The organism is Larkinella sp. C7 (assembly GCF_006149005.1).
Taxonomy (GTDB): Bacteria; Bacteroidota; Bacteroidia; order Cytophagales; family Spirosomataceae; genus Larkinella.
Map to the genome: position 1 here is coordinate 98,548 of NZ_VBSL01000007.1, position 15,989 is coordinate 114,536.

17 protein-coding genes are annotated in these 15,989 nt (G+C 52.4%); 9 read left to right on the forward strand and 8 right to left on the reverse strand.

Features of this window, described 5'->3' with window-relative positions; translation table 11 throughout:
* Positions 1-176: 176 nt before the first annotated feature.
* Complete coding sequence (locus FH871_RS18640) at positions 177-1,451, reverse strand: Glu/Leu/Phe/Val dehydrogenase (protein ID WP_170315702.1); 1,275 nt, start codon at positions 1,449-1,451, stop codon at positions 177-179.
* 335 nt (positions 1,452-1,786) lie between these two features.
* On the opposite strand from FH871_RS18640, the gene FH871_RS18645 reads away from it, so the two are divergent.
* The 4 genes from FH871_RS18645 (at position 1,787) to FH871_RS18660 (ending at position 4,103) form a co-directional block, all read left to right on the forward strand.
* Positions 1,787-2,170, forward strand: a complete 384-nt coding sequence (locus tag FH871_RS18645) for a TraR/DksA C4-type zinc finger protein (RefSeq protein ID WP_114407523.1) — start codon at positions 1,787-1,789, stop codon at positions 2,168-2,170.
* Positions 2,171-2,381: 211 nt separating this feature from the next.
* Positions 2,382-2,807: a phage holin family protein gene (locus FH871_RS18650; protein WP_138992924.1), complete on the forward strand. Its 426-nt coding sequence runs from the start codon at positions 2,382-2,384 to the stop codon at positions 2,805-2,807.
* 89 nt (positions 2,808-2,896) lie between these two features.
* Positions 2,897-3,355 carry a hypothetical protein gene (locus tag FH871_RS18655; RefSeq protein ID WP_114407521.1) on the forward strand — a complete coding sequence of 153 codons (459 nt, stop codon included), beginning with the start codon at positions 2,897-2,899 and terminating at the stop codon, positions 3,353-3,355.
* Positions 3,318-4,103 carry a geranylgeranylglyceryl/heptaprenylglyceryl phosphate synthase gene (locus FH871_RS18660; protein ID WP_138992925.1) on the forward strand — a complete coding sequence of 262 codons (786 nt, stop codon included), beginning with the start codon at positions 3,318-3,320 and terminating at the stop codon, positions 4,101-4,103. Before FH871_RS18655 ends, FH871_RS18660 begins: the two co-directional genes overlap by 38 nt.
* An 86-nt stretch (positions 4,104-4,189) precedes the next feature.
* Here the strand turns inward: FH871_RS18660 and FH871_RS18665 are convergent, their stop codons facing one another.
* The 6 genes from FH871_RS18665 to FH871_RS18690 form a co-directional block, all read right to left on the reverse strand.
* Complete coding sequence (locus FH871_RS18665) at positions 4,190-5,116, reverse strand: AraC family transcriptional regulator (RefSeq protein ID WP_114407519.1); 927 nt, start codon at positions 5,114-5,116, stop codon at positions 4,190-4,192.
* 171 nt (positions 5,117-5,287) lie between these two features.
* Complete coding sequence (locus tag FH871_RS18670) at positions 5,288-6,457, reverse strand: acyl-CoA dehydrogenase (RefSeq protein WP_138992926.1); 1,170 nt, start codon at positions 6,455-6,457, stop codon at positions 5,288-5,290.
* Between the two features lie 46 nt (positions 6,458-6,503).
* Complete coding sequence (locus tag FH871_RS18675; protein ID WP_138992927.1) at positions 6,504-7,478, reverse strand: NADPH:quinone oxidoreductase family protein; 975 nt, start codon at positions 7,476-7,478, stop codon at positions 6,504-6,506.
* Positions 7,479-7,481: 3 nt separating this feature from the next.
* Positions 7,482-8,552: a phosphotransferase family protein gene (locus FH871_RS18680; protein WP_138992928.1), complete on the reverse strand. Its 1,071-nt coding sequence runs from the start codon at positions 8,550-8,552 to the stop codon at positions 7,482-7,484.
* Positions 8,545-9,765 (reverse strand): acyl-CoA dehydrogenase family protein, encoded by a 1,221-nt coding sequence (locus FH871_RS18685; protein WP_138992929.1) that lies wholly within the window; start codon positions 9,763-9,765, stop codon positions 8,545-8,547. The genes FH871_RS18680 and FH871_RS18685 overlap by 8 nt, the downstream gene beginning before the upstream one ends.
* 4 nt (positions 9,766-9,769) lie before the next feature.
* Entirely contained in the window at positions 9,770-10,666 is an 897-nt protein-coding gene (locus tag FH871_RS18690) for a DMT family transporter (protein WP_229317381.1), read from the reverse strand.
* Between the two features lie 61 nt (positions 10,667-10,727).
* Between FH871_RS18690 and FH871_RS18695 the strand changes: the two genes are divergently transcribed.
* The 4 genes from FH871_RS18695 to FH871_RS34005 all read left to right on the forward strand — a co-directional run bounded on the left by FH871_RS18695 (position 10,728) and on the right by FH871_RS34005 (position 13,530).
* Positions 10,728-11,627, forward strand: coding sequence for a polysaccharide deacetylase family protein (locus FH871_RS18695; RefSeq protein ID WP_229317382.1), 900 nt, complete (start codon positions 10,728-10,730; stop codon positions 11,625-11,627).
* 105 nt (positions 11,628-11,732) lie between these two features.
* Positions 11,733-12,671, forward strand: coding sequence for a CPBP family intramembrane glutamic endopeptidase (locus FH871_RS18700; RefSeq protein ID WP_138992931.1), 939 nt, complete (start codon positions 11,733-11,735; stop codon positions 12,669-12,671).
* A gap of 37 nt (positions 12,672-12,708) precedes the next feature.
* The gene (locus FH871_RS18705) at positions 12,709-13,290 is read left to right on the forward strand and encodes a hypothetical protein (RefSeq protein WP_138992932.1); all 582 of its coding nucleotides are present in this window, start codon (positions 12,709-12,711) and stop codon (positions 13,288-13,290) included.
* Positions 13,291-13,395: 105 nt separating this feature from the next.
* The gene (locus FH871_RS34005; RefSeq protein WP_255516935.1) at positions 13,396-13,530 is read left to right on the forward strand and encodes a hypothetical protein; all 135 of its coding nucleotides are present in this window, start codon (positions 13,396-13,398) and stop codon (positions 13,528-13,530) included.
* Positions 13,531-13,782: 252 nt separating this feature from the next.
* Here FH871_RS34005 and FH871_RS18710 read toward each other — a convergent pair whose 3' ends face one another.
* Positions 13,783-15,357 (reverse strand): M81 family metallopeptidase, encoded by a 1,575-nt coding sequence (locus tag FH871_RS18710; RefSeq protein WP_138992933.1) that lies wholly within the window; start codon positions 15,355-15,357, stop codon positions 13,783-13,785.
* A gap of 155 nt (positions 15,358-15,512) precedes the next feature.
* Between FH871_RS18710 and FH871_RS18715 the strand changes: the two genes are divergently transcribed.
* The gene (locus FH871_RS18715; RefSeq protein WP_138992934.1) at positions 15,513-15,935 is read left to right on the forward strand and encodes a DUF1801 domain-containing protein; all 423 of its coding nucleotides are present in this window, start codon (positions 15,513-15,515) and stop codon (positions 15,933-15,935) included.
* Positions 15,936-15,989: the final 54 nt, after the last annotated feature.

Below are 15,989 nucleotides of genomic sequence, written 5' to 3' on the forward strand. Positions count from 1 at the left end.
GGAAAATCAGTTGCGTCTAAAAAGATGGGCTAGAGCGGTGAAGGTACGAAACAAACCGCATTGGCTCCAATTTGTTGGCCACATTCAATCCATATACCAATACGGTTTTCAGACTACATTTGAAGGGATTGGAGGCCGCCACCAAACGTAATCCGAAAACCGTATCTGCCTGCCAATCAATAGCCGCCCCGGAATTTGTAGGTGCTGGCTACCTTGTCGATAGCGACAATGTAAGCCGCCAGCCGCATCGACACCTTGTACTTCTGCGACGTTTCAAACACGCGGTCGAAGGCGTCTTTCATGTTGCGGTCGGCCCGGCGGTTGATCCGGTCGAGCGTCCATTTGTAGCCGATGCGGTTTTGCACCCACTCAAAATACGAAACCGTTACTCCCCCGGCGTTGGCCAGAATGTCGGGCACCACCATGATGCCTTTTTCGTTGATGATGTCGTCGGCACTCGCTGAGGTCGGTCCGTTGGCGCCTTCCACAATCATTTTTGCCTGGATGGAATCCGCGTTTTCGGCCGTAATGACGTCTTCCTTGGCCGCCGGTACCAGCACATCGACCGGCAACGCCAGCAGTTCTTCGTTCGTGATGCGTTCGGCACCGTTGAACCCTTCAAGCGTGCCCTTGTTGGCGTTGCGGTAGGCGAGGGCCGCGCTGATGTCGATGCCCCGGTTGTTATAGTAACCACCCGTCACATCGCTGATTGCCATCACCGTCACACCCCGTTCGTGCAGCAACTCAGCCGCAAACGAGCCGACGTTGCCAAAACCCTGAATGGCCGCCGAAGACCGGTAGGGGTTCATCCGGAGTTTGTCCATCGCTGACAGGGCGGCTACGGTCACCCCGCGTCCGGTAGCTTCCGTTCGGCCCAGCGACCCGCCCAGCACGAGCGGTTTTCCGGTAACGACGGCGTTGACAGTCATGCCGCGTGATTTCGAATATTCGTCCATGAGCCACGCCATTTCGCGCGGACCGGTGCCCATGTCGGGGGCCGGAATGTCGCGGTCGGGTCCGAAAACATCGAGCATGGCGACGGTATAGGCCCGGATCAATCGCTCGATTTCACCCGCCGACATTTCGCGCGGGTTGCAGGCAATACCGCCTTTGGCGCCACCGTAGGGAATGTCGACCACGGCGCATTTCCAGGTCATCCAGGCTGCCAGGGCACGCACTTCATCGAGCGTGACGCCCGGATCGAGCCGAATACCGCCTTTCGACGGGCCGAGGATGGTGGAGTGAATGACGCGGTGACCTTCAAAAACCTTGATCGATCCGTTGTCCATCGTAATGGGTAAACCCACCATGACCTGACGCGCCGGAACCTTCAGGATGTAGTACATTTCTTCCGTAATACCCAGCATTTGCGCTGCGGCATCGAACCGCGACATCATGGATTCGAGCGGGTTTTCTTTATCTTTTATGGGGGCTGGTTCTATGTAAGCCATATTCCTATTTTTTTAGTTGGCAATTCTGATGTGGTGCCACAGCAAACTTACCAAAAAAGATAACGATGCATCTTAAGAACTATTTTTTCGTGATTTAATCTAATTTTCCGTTTCAAAATCATGTATTACGCCACCTGTTTTATACCAAACATCGTCATAAACAAGCCGTTCGATAACCAAATATTACTTGGTGTTTCCGGGTATTTGCCGATGACTATTTTTTGAACTTTTTTTTAAACGGTAGGCTCTAGTGATTGAAAAGAATCAATAGAGTTGTAATTTTGTTATTTCATCGACGGAGAAATTTTCACCCACTTAACTAGCTGATCAGTACTATGGTTCAGGAAGACAAGAAAAGGTACTCGGAGGAGGAGCTAAAAGAGTTTGAGGTGCTGATTAGCCAGAAGTTAGAAGCATCCCGAAACGAGCTGAATTACATTAAGGAAACGCTTAGTAAACGCAACGACAGTGGTACGGATAATACATCGGGTACATCCAAATTACTGGAAGACGGTGCGGATACCAGTGAGCGCGAAAACCTGAGCCAACTGGCGGCCCGTCAGCAGAAATTTATTCAGCAACTGGAATCGGCTTTGGTGCGGATCAAAAACGGAACCTATGGCATTTGCATCGATACCGGCCGGCTAATTCCGAAAGAACGGCTGCGCGCCGTTCCACACACCCAGCAGACGATTGAAGCCAAACTGAAACGGACGTAGTTCTGCTCAACATACGTCAGGACAGAACTCCTCATACATCACCCGCTTCACGAATGAAGCGGGATTTTTTTTGGTAGCGCATGATGACCATTTCGTATTTTTTCGTCCAACAAACAGACACTACCTAAAAAACCGGTTCTGCCAGAAAAAAATCCAAACAAAATAGGCTATAATTGGTAACTACTAGAGCAGTCATTACTACCAAACCGCCATGTTAGAGAAATTAGAAGAAATCAGGGAAGGCATCTTTAAATACCTGGAAGCGCGGATTGAGCTATTCAAACTGGAAACGCGCAACCAGGTTGAAAACATTGCCCTGAAAGCGGTACACGGAATTGTACTGGGTTTTTTAGCGACCATTACGACCATCTTTCTATTCTCCCTATTAGCGGCTTATCTCAATGAAGTACTGGATAGTCGCTATCAGGGATTTCTGATCGTGGCCGGTTTTTTTCTGCTGCTGACGCTGATCTGGGCCTTTGCCAAGGGACCGGTAGAGGGGATGCTGCGGAAGATGACCTACAACATGCTTAAAAATGCCCAGGAGAAAAAAGCGGAGGAACGGGCCGAAACCATCCAGGATTTGATGGATCAAACGCGGGAATCGCTCAACGAGAGCGGCCCGATAAAGGAATAAAACGTTTATTTGCCCTCGAATACTAACTAAGTAGTGAGCTTTATCATAAGTCAATCCATTTTTTTACTAATTTTAGAACGCTCTTTTTTATGGATACGAATGTGCCCTTTTCAGATACCTCGGCCCGTCGGGCTGAGTTGATGGAAGCCACCGAGCAGTATAAAAGTTCGATTGAGTCCAACGTCAAGGCACTAAAAGAGGATGCCGCAGAAGTCGGCAAAACCGTGGCGTTGGTGGCTGGAGTTTGTCTGGCCGTCTATGTGGTTGCCAGCATTGTGTTGCCAAAGTCTGATAAACCGGATCTGGAATACGATGACGACGACTACGAGGAGGCCGATGACTATGCCGGTGGCAGCACCCGGGCGCATGTGCGACGGGCCGCTAAAGCCGCAGAGGAAGCTCCTGCCCGATCGGCAATCGGTGGTGCTATTACCGGGATTGTAACGTCTATTCTGACGAATCTCGCCCGGCAGCAGGTTACTGATTTTATTTCGCGTTTACGTCAGAATAATGCAACCACACAACCAGAACCAGGCCAGTACCCGTAACGTATTGAACACCCTGTACAACCGCAAGGAAACAGGGCAAAAGTCATTTGCCGTCTTGCTCGACCCGGATAAGATCGAGCAAGATTCGTTTAAGGACCTGCTGATTCGGAGTGTTGAAAACCGGGTTGACTTCTTTTTTGTGGGCGGTAGTCTGATTACCAACTTCATTCTGCGCGAAGTCATTGAAACCATTCGAACGTATACCAATATTCCGGCGATTCTCTTCCCCGGTAACAGCCTTCATATTGAACCCAGCGCGGATGCTATTCTGCTGCTTTCGCTGATTTCGGGCCGAAATCCGGAGTTTTTGATCGGCCAGCACGTCATTGCGGCTCCTCTTTTAAAAAGAAGCGGTTTGGAAATCCTGCCCACGGGCTATATGCTGGTTGACAGCGGGGTGCAAACCACGGTGTCGTACATCAGTAACACCACGCCTTTGCCGCATGACAAACCGGGGGTTGCGGCCTGTACCGCGATGGCGGGCGAAATGCTCGGCCTGAAATTAATTTACATGGATGCGGGCAGTGGCGCCCGTCGCCCGGTTTCACCGGAAATGATTGCCGCCGTACGCAGTTGTGTCGATACGCCCATTGTCGTCGGGGGAGGCATCAACTCCGTAGAACGGGCTCAGGCGGCCCTGCAAGCCGGTGCGGACGTCATTGTGGTGGGCAACGGTATTGAGAAAAACCCGGACTTGCTACCGGAAATCGCGGCCGCGGTTCAGGATGTAAACCGGCAGTTGGCCTAACAAATACTAAAAAAGGGGGCGCAAGGGCTGGAAGGAATCAACTCCGTCAGCCTTTGCGCCCCCCTTTTTAGTATTTCGTCTATTCGTTACACATTCATCAGCGACTCCCGACGGCGCATCTTACCGGCCGGAATGCCGAACATCATCTTGAACCGGCGGCAGAAATAGGCCGTGTCTTTGTAACCCACTTCGGCGCCGATGGCCCGGATGCTTTTCTTTGACGTCCGGAGCAACCCGACAGCGGCTTCCATCCGTTGGTATTCGATATAATCCTGCGGATTGATCCCGGTCAGCATTTTGAAATACTGTCCGACGTAATCTTCCGACACGTTGGCGACGTTGGCCAGCACCTTGTTTGACAAATCACCGCCCAAATTGTCTTTGATGTAGGCGAAGATGTCGATCAGGCGTGGATCTTTGAAATAGGTGCTGTTGGTCACCAACTGCTCGACGAACAGGCGGTTTTTCAGAATATACCGAATCACTTCGATAACGATTTCTTCCGTCTTGATCTTGATGATCCGGCCTTTACCGGCGGTATCCAGCATTTCTTCGGCCAGAATCTGGTTGATCGTCTGAACCAGCGCGTCTTCCCGTTTGATGATAAACGGTGGCACGTCCAGCGAGTTGAAGAAGTTCACCGAGTCGAACACTTTGGCTTCGAACGATACGTAGCCGAAGGAGTTTGGCATGTTGGCGATTTTCTGCGGATCGCGGTTGGCTTCAAAATACAACTCCCGATGAATCATAAATTCTTCGTTAGAGACGGTTTTGGGCTGCGAAGCGTCGCCGTAGGTCACGGTAATGTGTTTACCGCCCGGAATAAACAGCATGTCGCCGGTTTCCACCTTCACTTTTTCTTCGCCGAACGATACCTCGCCGTTGTACAGAACGGTCAACGTATTTTCAACATCGTAATAGTTTTTGATGGTTATGGGCTGTAAAATGCGGATGTTTCGGGCCTTGATGAACTTCACACCCAGCGATTCGATAATTTTATTATAGTCTTCCATATGGGGAAAGTGATGTATCTACATGATAATAATTGCAAAGTTGCACAAAACTAATAAATTGTACAAATCTAATACAACATTCGTTCTTGCGAAAAGATAAAAAAAATAGCGCGATACCAATAAAGTAGCGCGCGTGTTTTTTAAAAAAATTGTGCTAACGGTAAAAAAGTTCTATTTAACCAGCTCCCGGGCGATTACTAATTTTTGGATTTCGGACGTACCTTCATAAATCTGGGTGATCTTGGCGTCTCGCATCAGCCGCTCCACGTGATACTCTTTTACGTAGCCATAGCCACCGTGAATCTGGACGGCTTCGGTGGTGGCCCACATCGCAACATCCGACGCAAACAGTTTGGCCATCGCGGCTGCCTGCACATAATCCTTGTGTTCGTCCTTCAGGCGGGCGGCTTTGTAGACCAGCAAGCGGGCGGCTTCAATTTTCGTCGCCATTTCGGCGAGTTTAAACTGAATGGCCTGATGCTCAAAAATTTTCTTTCCAAACGACTGTCGTTCCTGCGAATACTTCAACGCCAGCTCATAGGCACCGGACGCAATGCCGAGGGCCTGGGCCGCAATGCCGATTCGGCCGCCGTTCAGGGTTGACATGGCAAATTTGAAGCCAAAACCGTCGTCGCCAATCCGGTTTTCTTTCGGAACGTTCACATCCGTAAACATCAGCGAGTGCGTGTCTGACGCCCGGATACCCATTTTATCTTCTTTTTTGCCGATGACGAACCCTGCCTGGCCTTTTTCGACAAGCAGACAGTTGATGCCCCGGTGCTTTTTTTCCACATCGGTTTGTGCCATCACCAGGTAAGCACCCGCCGAACCACCGTTGGTAATCCAGTTTTTAGTACCGTTCAGAATATAATGATCACCGTGGTCGATGGCGGTGGTGTGTTGCGAGGTTGCATCCGAACCTGCTTCCGGCTCCGAAAGGCAAAATGCCCCGATGATTTCGCCCGTAGCCAGCCGCGTTAGGTATTTCTGTTTTTGTTCTTCCGTGCCGAAGGCTTCCAGGCCCCAGCAAACCAGCGAGTTATTGACCGACATCACGACGGAACAGGAAGCATCGACTTTCGAAATTTCTTCCATCGCAATCACGTACGAAACCGTATCCATCCCGCCACCACCGTAGTCCGGCGACACCATCATGCCCAGAAATCCCAGTTCGCCCATGCGCCGAACCTGCTCGGTGGGGAATTTGGCGGCCGTGTCGCGCTCGATGACGCCGGGCAGCAGTTCGGTTTGTGCAAAATCCCGCGCGGCTTCCTGCACGGCCAGGTGTTCTTCAGTCAGGTTAAAATTCAGTCCGGATAGGTCGAGTGTGGAGGATGACATGTTGTGAAGTGTTTGAATTGGGAATGGAATAAGCAAAAATAGCGGGTCAGGGCGTAATGACTAATTTCCCCATCACCTGGCGGTTCATCATTTCGGTCAGCGCCTGTGGTACTTTTTCGAATGGATATTCCGCCTGGATGTGCGGTTTCATCTGCCCCTGTTCATAAAACGTCAATAACTCCCGAACATTTTTAAAATTGTCTTTCGGTTGTTTTTCGGCAAACGCGCCCCAGAACACGCCAACTACCGAACAGCCTTTCAGCAGCGGCAAATTGAACGGAATCGCCGGAATCTGACCAGCCGCAAAGCCCACGACCAGATACCGCCCGCGCCAACTGACGGAGCGCAAAGCCGCTTCGGTGAGGCTACCGCCAACGGGATCATACACCACATCGACACCCTGCCCGCCGGTAATTTCCTTAAGTCGTTCGCGGAGGTCTTCCTGGCTGTAATTAATCGTATCACTGGCCCCGGTTTGTCGGCAGAGTTCCAGCTTTTCGTCGGTCGAAGCGGCCGCAATGACTTTCGCGCCCATGATCCGGCCCAGTTCAACGGCGGCCAGCCCAACGCCCCCGGCGGCTCCCAGCACCAGCAGGGTTTCGCCGGGTTGGAGGTTGGCCCGGTCTTTCAACGCGTGGTACGACGTGCCGTAGGTGTACATGAGGGAAGCCGCCGTGACGAAATCCATGCCGGGCGGAATTGGAAAAGTCTTGAAACCGTCGGCCAGCACCTCTTCGGCAAAACCGCCCCAACCGGTGAGGGCAAAACCGTGATCTCCCGGTTTCAGGTGCGTGATGCCTTCGCCCACTTCTTTGACCACGCCGGCCACCTCGCCACCGGGCGAGAACGGAAACGGCGGCCTGAACTGGTATTTCCCCTGAATCATCAGCGTGTCGGGAAAATTCACCCCGCAGGCTTTCACCTGAATCACCAGTTTGCCCGGGGCTGCTTTCGGCGACGCGGTTTCTTCCACGGTTAGGGTTTCGGGCGGGCCATACTGATGGCAGAGGACGGCTTTCATGGGTTAAATCATTTTATCGTATTCAATGGATTGCGTGCCTTTTCGGGCCAGCGCCCGAACACCCGCCAGCAAGCCGGCAAACCGGCGGTCCTGGGTCAGTCCTTTCTGGTAGCGGGTATAAATCTGCTGCATCACCACCGAGTTTTTAAATAACCCAAATATATAATAGTACAGAATGCCTGACAAGTCGCGGCCACTGCCTGCGGCATAGCGATCGGCAAATTCCTGACGGGTCAGATTGCCGGGCAACCACGTCAGATTGAACGATTTCTCAAACGGACCGTCGTTGCTTTCGGCCCAGTAGGAGAGGGCGGTTCCGACATCCATGAGCGGGTCGCCCACCGTACACATTTCCCAATCCAAAACCGCCCGAAGGTCGGTCAGGTCGTCCGGATTCAGAACGACGTTGTCATATTTGTAATCATTGTGCAGCAAGGTCGGCGGATTTTCGGGCGGCAGATGATTCGTGAGCCAGCGGGCTAAAGCGTCCATGTCGGGCAAATCATCGGTTTGGGAATTTACGTAGCGACGGTGCCAGCCTTCCACCTGCCGACGAACGTAGCCTTCCGGTTTTCCCAACTGAATCAGACCGGTTTTCTGAATATCCAATGTGTGCAGTTGAACCAGGTTATCGACCAGCGATTCGGATGTACGACGCCATATTTCGGGCGGCAGGTTTAGTTTTGGAACGCTATGCGCCCGCAAAATGATACCGGAAACCCGCTTCATGACGTAAAACGGGCAACCCAGAACCGATTCATCGTCGCAGAATACCACCGGTTCCGGAATTTTCGGGTAACCCGCCGACTGGAGCAGCGACAAAACCCGAAACTCCCGACCCATATCGTGACCGCCTTTGATCGTTGCGCCAAATGGCGGTCGACGGAGGACATACTCCTGCGGGTCGGTTTTGAGCAGATACGTCAGGTTGGAATACCCGCCGGGGAATTGTTCATAAACCGTAATGCTTCCGAAACCGGGAACCGTATCGTTTAAATAAGCCGTTATCGCGGCCAGATCGAGTTCTTCACCGGGGCGGATGCGGGTGGCGGAGTCGGGGTTGAGATCAGCCATTTTTCTTTTTCGTGTCCAAACCGTAGTCTTTCAAAATGCTCCGCGCCAGAGCGGATTTATGCACTTCGTCGGCACCGTCGTAAATCCGCGCCCCGCGTTCGTGCCGGTAATACCAGGCCAGCAAAAGATCGTCCGTAATGCCCATGGCCCCAAACGTCTGAATGGCCCGGTCGACCACTTTCAGCATGGTGTTGGCGACAAAAAACTTGATGGCCGAAATCTCGTTGCGCACACTCGCGGCTCCGAAACGGTCGATGTTGTGGGCCGTTCTTAACACCATCAGCCGGGCGGCATCGATTTCGGCGCGGCTTTCGGCAATGAATCCCTGAATAAACTGTTTTTCGCCCAGCCGGACGCCCGGTTCGATTTCGCGCGTGGCGGCCCGGCGGCACATCAGATCGAAACAGCGTTCACTGATGCCGATCCAGCGCATGCAGTGGTGAATCCGGCCCGGCCCCAGCCGTTCCTGCGCCAGCACAAAACCCAGTCCTTCGTCCCCGATGCGGTTTTCGACCGGCACCCGCACGTTTTCGTAAACCACTTCCGAATGACTGCCCCAGTGGTCGCCCGAATCGCCCATGATGGAAATGTTGCGGACGAGCCGAAAACCGGGTGCGTCGGTGGGCACCAGAATCATACTGGCCCGGCGGTGGGGCGCGGCATCGGGCGTTGTGACGGCCATGACGATGGCAAAAGCCGCGCCGTCGGCGGAGGACGTAAACCATTTGTGACCGTTGATGACATACGCGTTGCCGTCCAGGATAGCGGTTGTTCCGAGTTGCGTGGGGTTGGAGCCAGCAAATTCCGGTTCGGTCATCGAAAAACAGGAACGAATCCGGCCTTCCCGGAGCGGTTCCAGAAACCGTTGTTTCAGTTCGTCCGACGCGTGTTTATGCAGTAACTCCATGTTCCCAATGTCCGGAGCCTGGCAATTGAAGGTATAATGCCCGAACGGACTGGTGGCCAGTACCTCGCTGATTTGCCCGAATTCACACAGCGTCAGGCCCAAACCGCCTTCATCCACATCGTGTTGCAAGCCCCACAAACCGGCTTTTTTGACCAGATCCCGTTTTTGATCCAGAACCGTAGCGACTTTGGAAAAAGGCCCGGTCAGGTGCCCGGCGGTTTCGAGCGGGATGATTTCGGTTTCAATAAAGGCCCGGATGCGGGGTACGAGGTCGCGGGTTCGGTCGGTGGCGAAAAGATCTTCCATGCTTTTAGTTAAAAACGACAATCAAAACCGCGCCGGTTACCATAATAACCGCGCCGATGAGCTTCTGGACGATGTTCTGTTCTTTAAAAAACTGATAACCGAACAGGACGTTGAGCAGGGCCGAGGTTTGGAACAAGGCGAGTACATACCCCACCTGCATACCGCCAAAGGCCGTATTGGTCGAAAACTGCATCAATCCCGTTGTTACAAAAAGCGCGGCATAGGTCCCTTTGTGGGTAGAAAAGATCCGGATCTGGTCTTTCCAGCGACTGCGCAGCGTCAGCAATACCCAACTGAAGGAAAACAGAAAACCCAGCACGCACCAGAGCACAAAGGTGGTCATGGGTGTGGACAAGAGCATGGCGCGTTTGATGAAAATCGCTTCGATGGCCGAGCAAACCAGCGCGATCAGGCGAAACTGAATTTCCGGTTTTTTCAGAATGTCCAGCGAGAAACCCCGTCCGCGCTGGCCGGAACCCAAAACCACGTAACTCCCGGCGACAATCAGCAGGACGCCCACCACACCCATCCAACTGGGTATTTCGTTGAGCAGCAGAATGCCCAGCACCAGACTGACGACGGATTTGTAGGCATTGACCGGGCCGAGAACGGACAATTCGCCGGTTCGGATGGCTTTGATCAGGAGGACATTTCCCAGGACGCCGATCAAATTGAAAACAAGCACATCCCACCAGAAGGCCGGGGGCAGGTTTTCCAGATCCAGTTCAGACCAGAACGGGATTGTTAATATGCATAAAAAGCCATAGGTTGCGGAGGAGACAAACAGGGGCTCGGCAGCGCGTTGGGTGAGTTGTTTCTGGAAAACATTCGATAAGGGGCTCGATACAATGCGAACAAGAATGGCAACGGTAGTTAGGGTAAGGGCGAATAACAACATCATAATCGGGTCTACAAATCAGGCTTTCAGGCTGCGATTCCGGCTTTTTATCGGTTTTTGGTTATTGACTTCCCACCTCTGGGCGCAGAAAAAAATTGTGATCACCGTCGATGATCTGCCGGGTGTTACCAGTTATTACCAAACCCCCGACGGTCGGCTGATCATGAATCAAAAACTGGTCCGGCATTTTCAGACGCACCGCGTTCCGGCCATCGGGTTTGTGGTTTCACAGTGGTTATACCGTGATGGTGCTCCTGATCCAAATCAGGTCAATGTACTAAAATTGTGGCTCGATGCCGGGCTGGAACTGGGAAATCATACGTTTTCGCACAAAGACTATACGGTTATTACGATCCCGGACTACCTGGACGAAGTAATGGGCGGGGAGAAAATCGTCAAAACCCTGGTGGAACAACGCGGCAAACCCTTCCGGTTTTTCCGGCATCCGTTCCTCCGCAAGGGAGAAACGCCCGCTAAAAAAGATTCTCTGGAGCGGTTCCTCATGCGACATAATTACCGTGAGGCACCTGTGACGGTCGATAATTATGATTTTCTGTTTTCCCACGCTTACGACAACGCACTGCTGAAAGGTGATACCGCGTCGGCGGCCGAGGTTGGTCGGCAGTATCTGGACTACATGACGGCCTACGTTCGCTACTATGAAGCGCAGTCGGATTCGCTTTTTGGCCGACTCATTCCGCAGACGTTGTTGACGCACGCCAACACGATCAACGCGGCTTACATGGGCGAGTTGTTAACCCGGCTTGCGAAAAGCGGTTACACCTTTATTCCGCTGGATGAAGCCCTGAACGACGAAGCCTACCGCTCGAAGGATGGTTACATTGGCAAAGGCGGTATTTCGTGGATGCACCGCTGGGCGCTGACGCAGGGCAAAAAAGGCGCATTTTTCAAAGGCGAACCGGAAGTTCCGGCGATGGTGACCAAACTGGCCGACGGAAAGTAGCTGGAACAATTCATGTCCCATCCGTTCCGATTCATCCGGACATCCTGACTTTTCCGTCGAAACGGCTTTGGTTTGCTGGCGGCTTTCCACCACCTTTGAACCACCATGCGTACCCTGATCCGCTACCTCCGCGAACACCTGAAAGCCGACTTTCGCGCCGACTTATATGCCGCAGCCGCCGTGTTTCTGGCGGTTTGCATCAGCATCAATTATTACCTTGATTTTGAGGATAGTTACATCGACGCGTATCGGGGCGAAAACATCCGGATCCTCTTCTATTTTCTGCTGTATGCTTTTGCCTATTATTCCGGGGTGTGGTTATGGACGCACTTTCACCAGCGGCTGGACATCTGGCGACGGCGGGATTTCTGGGTGTATAGCCTGGCGGGTCTGGCGATTTACAGTTGGTACGCCGGTTTTTACGGATTCAATGACTGGAGTCACGCGGTTTTTGACGGACAGATTTACCAGTTTGCGTTTTATTGCCTCCGCAACTGGCAGTCGCTGCTGACGGTTTTGCTGCCGTTGCTGCTCTTTTACGGGTTCGTCGAAAAAGAATCAAACGGTTTTTACGGCCTGCGTCCGAAGTGGAAAGGGCTGCAAATTTATTTTATTCTGCTGCTGTGCATGGTGCCGTTGATTACCTACGCGTCTTTCCAGCCGTCTTTTCTGGAATCGTATCCAACCTACCGCGACACCAACGCCGACGAGTTTTTCAACGTGCCGGAATGGGTAACGGCTTTGGTGTATGAACTGGCCTACGGCTGGGACTTTGTGCCGACGGAGTTGATGTTTCGCGGTTTTCTGGTGATCGGCATGGCGCGGATTCTGGGCCGGGGCACGGTTTTTCCGATGGTGATCACCTATGCTTTCATTCACTTCGGAAAACCGCCCGGCGAAACGATCAGCTCCATTTTTGGGGGTTACATTCTGGGCGTCATTGCGCTCCAGACCCGCAGCATCTGGGGCGGCATCATCATTCACCTCGGCGTGGCCTGGCTCATGGAACTGACGGCGTTTTTGCAGTTGGGGTTGGGGAAATAACCGTATGATTAGGCCTGTTTCCATAAAATTGCAGTCCATGAAATACCTTGTCCTGTTTCTGTCTCTCCTCTCATATCCGCTCTACAGCCAGTCGAATGGGGTCGGATTGGGGCCGTTTCGAATTGGGATCACTACACCGGATTCTTTGCACCAGCCCGGTTTTCAGGAACAGGAGCTGGTGGTTGTCAAAGGAACGCTCGCCTTGGCCTGCACGAATATGCGCGTTTTTAAAGCCGATGCTGTTGAATTGCAGGGAATTACGATTGCTGCGTTATTTCTGGTCTTTCACGAGAACCGCCTGTATCGGATTACCTGCGAGTTCGATGAGCCGTTGCAAACGGCTTTCGTTGCCCAACATGGCAAAGGCCAAAAGAGACCGGCCAAGCGCCTTGCCTTGTGTGACCAGAGCAATGCGAAGCGCCTGGTTCTGGAGAGCGAAAGCTGGCAACTGGGTGATTGCGTAGCCCTGGCGATTCGTGCCGTGGGGACCAATGCCCGTTGTGAGCCGGAGCAAACGTCCCGACTGACCATCGCGAGTCCGTCAGTCGCTTCCATCACGTCGGAATGTGATCTGGATCATCTGGACCCTTATTTTGAGGGAATTGGGGTGAAGCGGTAGGCAAAGTTTTTCAACACGGTTGAAGAAACGGCTGTCGGGGATTTTGCGTTAAAAAGGCATTTCAGTCAGTTGCATAATTTAGGACAACCACTCAGAGACCTCGCTATGGATAGCATTGCCAAATTTGTAAGTATCGAAAAGGACGCAGCTTATCTGATCGGTTTTGACAAAAAAGAAGAAAAGCTGGTTGCCAGCCTTTTAAAGAAACTCGATTACAGTCTTGAACAAATAAAACTGTGAGATTATTGACCCCGGAGGGGTCTGATGTTAATAGCAAATCGGTATTTTAAGAGCTTCAGGCGTGCCGGAGGTACGCAACTAAGCCTATATTGCGTACCTCCGGCACGCCTAGAGTTCTTAAAATACCGATTTGCTATTAACATTACGTGCCGCTGGCACTTAAACAATTGTCAGGTATGAGCATCATCTCATAGTTGGCGTTCTTTTTACTATTTACAAGCTTCCGGTAGTGTTGAATTTCTTCAGTTTCAACTATTTCCCCTCCCCCGACAGCGGCACCAGTTTCGCCGACAAATCCGGGGTTTTCATGGCCGCATCGAAGGGATACATTGGTCGTTTGATCCGTTTGTACGGTAAGCGCGCTAAATCCTGATCGACACCGCCCGGCGTCAGTGCCATAATCCAGTCGGCCTGCATGGCATAGAGTTCCGGTTCGAGATAGCCGATTTTGACGACCACAATATCCGATTGGCGGGGATTCAGGCCCAAGCGGGTGAAGTCGATTTCCTTGTGATACGGTTTTCGTTTTTGGGTAACGATGACATGCACGCTGCCCACTTTTACGACCACCTCAACTTCTGCGTTGATATCGCCTTTGACAATGGCTTCGACCGTGCCCTTCAGCGGAACCGGCGGAGCAAACCGGGCATCGACCCGCGCACCCGCAACGCCTTCCACCTGTCCACCAATGCCCGCAGCCATCGCCTTTTTCACCAATTCCGGATCGGGAATCGACGCGTAGATCAGTGACGGGCCATCCGCCCGCTGAAATTCCGGACGCTTCAGAATCTGCGTAAGCGTCCAGGTGACGTCACCTGCACCACCCGCCGTCGGGTTGTCGCCGGTATCGCTGATAAAAAAAGGATGCTTCTGGCTGACCAGGGCTTTGGCCAGAACGTCTTCCAGTTTACCCGTCGGGGCAACAAAATCGAATTGGTTTCGGACCTTCCAGAACGCCTGCGCCAGTTTTTCGGCCGTTTGAATGACCTTGGCTTTGTCATCACCGACCGCCATCACCACGGCATGGTTGCGGGGTTCGTCCGCCCAGGCGTAACCAATCCAGATGGCCGCATCGACAATGCCAGCCTGGTGGTCGGCCAGGGGAGCCACCTGTTGATACAGACTTTTGCCGGGTTCGATGCGCGTACTTGTTTTTTCGCCCGGCAACAGAATCGGGATCGGTATCCAGGCTTTGTAGGCCGGTTTTCCCTTGCCGCTTTTGATGCGCTCCAGCAGGTTGACGACGGCCCGTTCTTTGGTTTGCATGGCATCCTCGTGCGGAGCCATCCGGTAACAGGTCATCAGGTCGGTGTTCTGGGCCAGCCGCCACGACACGTTGCCGTGCAAATCCATCGACGTGGAAATGAGGGTTTTATAACCGATTACTTTGCGGATTCGGGTAATGAAATCGCCTTCCGGATCGTCCAGCCCCTTGACGCTCATGGCGCCGTGAATGTCGAAATACAACCCATCGTAGGGACCGTATTTTTTGAGTGAATCCAGCGTTTTGCTGACGAGCGATTCGTAGGCTTCCCGCGTGACGGCTCCGCCCGGCAGCGATTTGCCGACGATGGTGGGCACCCAGGCTGCTTGTTTGCGCAGGGGCGAAACCGGCATCATAAACGGGTAGGCGTTGTAGATCTCCCCGCCATACCGGGCATGAAAGGCTTCTTCGTGCGTAACGGCCGGGGAAAACGTGCTGGATTCGATGCCTAGTCCGGCGATGGCGATGCGGGGTAACTTCGGCGCACCAGTGCTGCTGGTCGATTGGGCAAACGCGGCCTGAGCCACCGAAAGCCAAAGTGCCACGAAGAAGAGTTGTTTCATAGTTACAAGTTAAAGCATTTCGCCCATCTTTAAAATTTCTGGCTGAATCTGCCTTTTAGCTGCTATAAATTCAACCTGTCGTTCAATTTTCTGGTACGATATGAGCCGTTTTTTACTATTTTTAGAAGGTAGCTGACTGCGATAAACCGACGATCATGGCAAAAAATAAAACAACGGAAACCGAGCACAGTGTATCCGCTTATCTGAATGCGATTGCGAATGAGAAACGACGCAGCGATTGCACGGAACTGGTTGCCTTAATCACTGCACAAACCGGGCTTGAACCTAAAATGTGGGGTACAGGCATTGTCGGCTTCGGCAGATACCATTACAAATATGAGAGCGGACATGAAGGTGACGCCCCGCTGATTGGGCTCGCTTCCCGTGCCAATGCCATTACCCTGTACATGGCTTCCGATCTCGAAGAGAAAGCGTTATTGTTACAACAGTTTGGCAAGCACAAAACCGGGAAAGGCTGCATTTACATCCAAAAACTGGAAGACATTAACACGGATGTCCTGGGCCAAATGGTGCAGAATTCGGTGAAATACCTGAAAGGTCGGTATCAAACCACCTGATCGTTTTCGCTTTTTGGTAATGAACTGACCCGTTGGTAAAACGGAATACAGCCT

What these genes read in the sequence shown, in the direction of transcription:
- FH871_RS18670 (WP_138992926.1), bottom strand. Translation starts at nt 6,457, where the DNA reads ATGTCATCCTCCACACTCGACCTATCCGGACTGAATTTTAACCTGACT.
- FH871_RS18705 (WP_138992932.1), top strand. Translation starts at nt 12,709, where the DNA reads ATGAAATACCTTGTCCTGTTTCTGTCTCTCCTCTCATATCCGCTCTAC.
- FH871_RS18655 (WP_114407521.1), top strand. Translation starts at nt 2,897, where the DNA reads ATGGATACGAATGTGCCCTTTTCAGATACCTCGGCCCGTCGGGCTGAG.
- FH871_RS18680 (WP_138992928.1), bottom strand. Translation starts at nt 8,552, where the DNA reads ATGGCTGATCTCAACCCCGACTCCGCCACCCGCATCCGCCCCGGTGAA.
- FH871_RS34005 (WP_255516935.1), top strand. Translation starts at nt 13,396, where the DNA reads ATGGATAGCATTGCCAAATTTGTAAGTATCGAAAAGGACGCAGCTTAT.
- FH871_RS18650 (WP_138992924.1), top strand. Translation starts at nt 2,382, where the DNA reads ATGTTAGAGAAATTAGAAGAAATCAGGGAAGGCATCTTTAAATACCTG.
- FH871_RS18700 (WP_138992931.1), top strand. Translation starts at nt 11,733, where the DNA reads ATGCGTACCCTGATCCGCTACCTCCGCGAACACCTGAAAGCCGACTTT.
- FH871_RS18665 (WP_114407519.1), bottom strand. Translation starts at nt 5,116, where the DNA reads ATGGAAGACTATAATAAAATTATCGAATCGCTGGGTGTGAAGTTCATC.
- FH871_RS18660 (WP_138992925.1), top strand. Translation starts at nt 3,318, where the DNA reads ATGCAACCACACAACCAGAACCAGGCCAGTACCCGTAACGTATTGAAC.
- FH871_RS18640 (WP_170315702.1), bottom strand. Translation starts at nt 1,451, where the DNA reads ATGGCTTACATAGAACCAGCCCCCATAAAAGATAAAGAAAACCCGCTC.
- FH871_RS18715 (WP_138992934.1), top strand. Translation starts at nt 15,513, where the DNA reads ATGGCAAAAAATAAAACAACGGAAACCGAGCACAGTGTATCCGCTTAT.
- FH871_RS18710 (WP_138992933.1), bottom strand. Translation starts at nt 15,357, where the DNA reads ATGAAACAACTCTTCTTCGTGGCACTTTGGCTTTCGGTGGCTCAGGCC.
- FH871_RS18645 (WP_114407523.1), top strand. Translation starts at nt 1,787, where the DNA reads ATGGTTCAGGAAGACAAGAAAAGGTACTCGGAGGAGGAGCTAAAAGAG.
- FH871_RS18675 (WP_138992927.1), bottom strand. Translation starts at nt 7,478, where the DNA reads ATGAAAGCCGTCCTCTGCCATCAGTATGGCCCGCCCGAAACCCTAACC.
- FH871_RS18690 (WP_229317381.1), bottom strand. Translation starts at nt 10,666, where the DNA reads ATGATGTTGTTATTCGCCCTTACCCTAACTACCGTTGCCATTCTTGTT.
- FH871_RS18685 (WP_138992929.1), bottom strand. Translation starts at nt 9,765, where the DNA reads ATGGAAGATCTTTTCGCCACCGACCGAACCCGCGACCTCGTACCCCGC.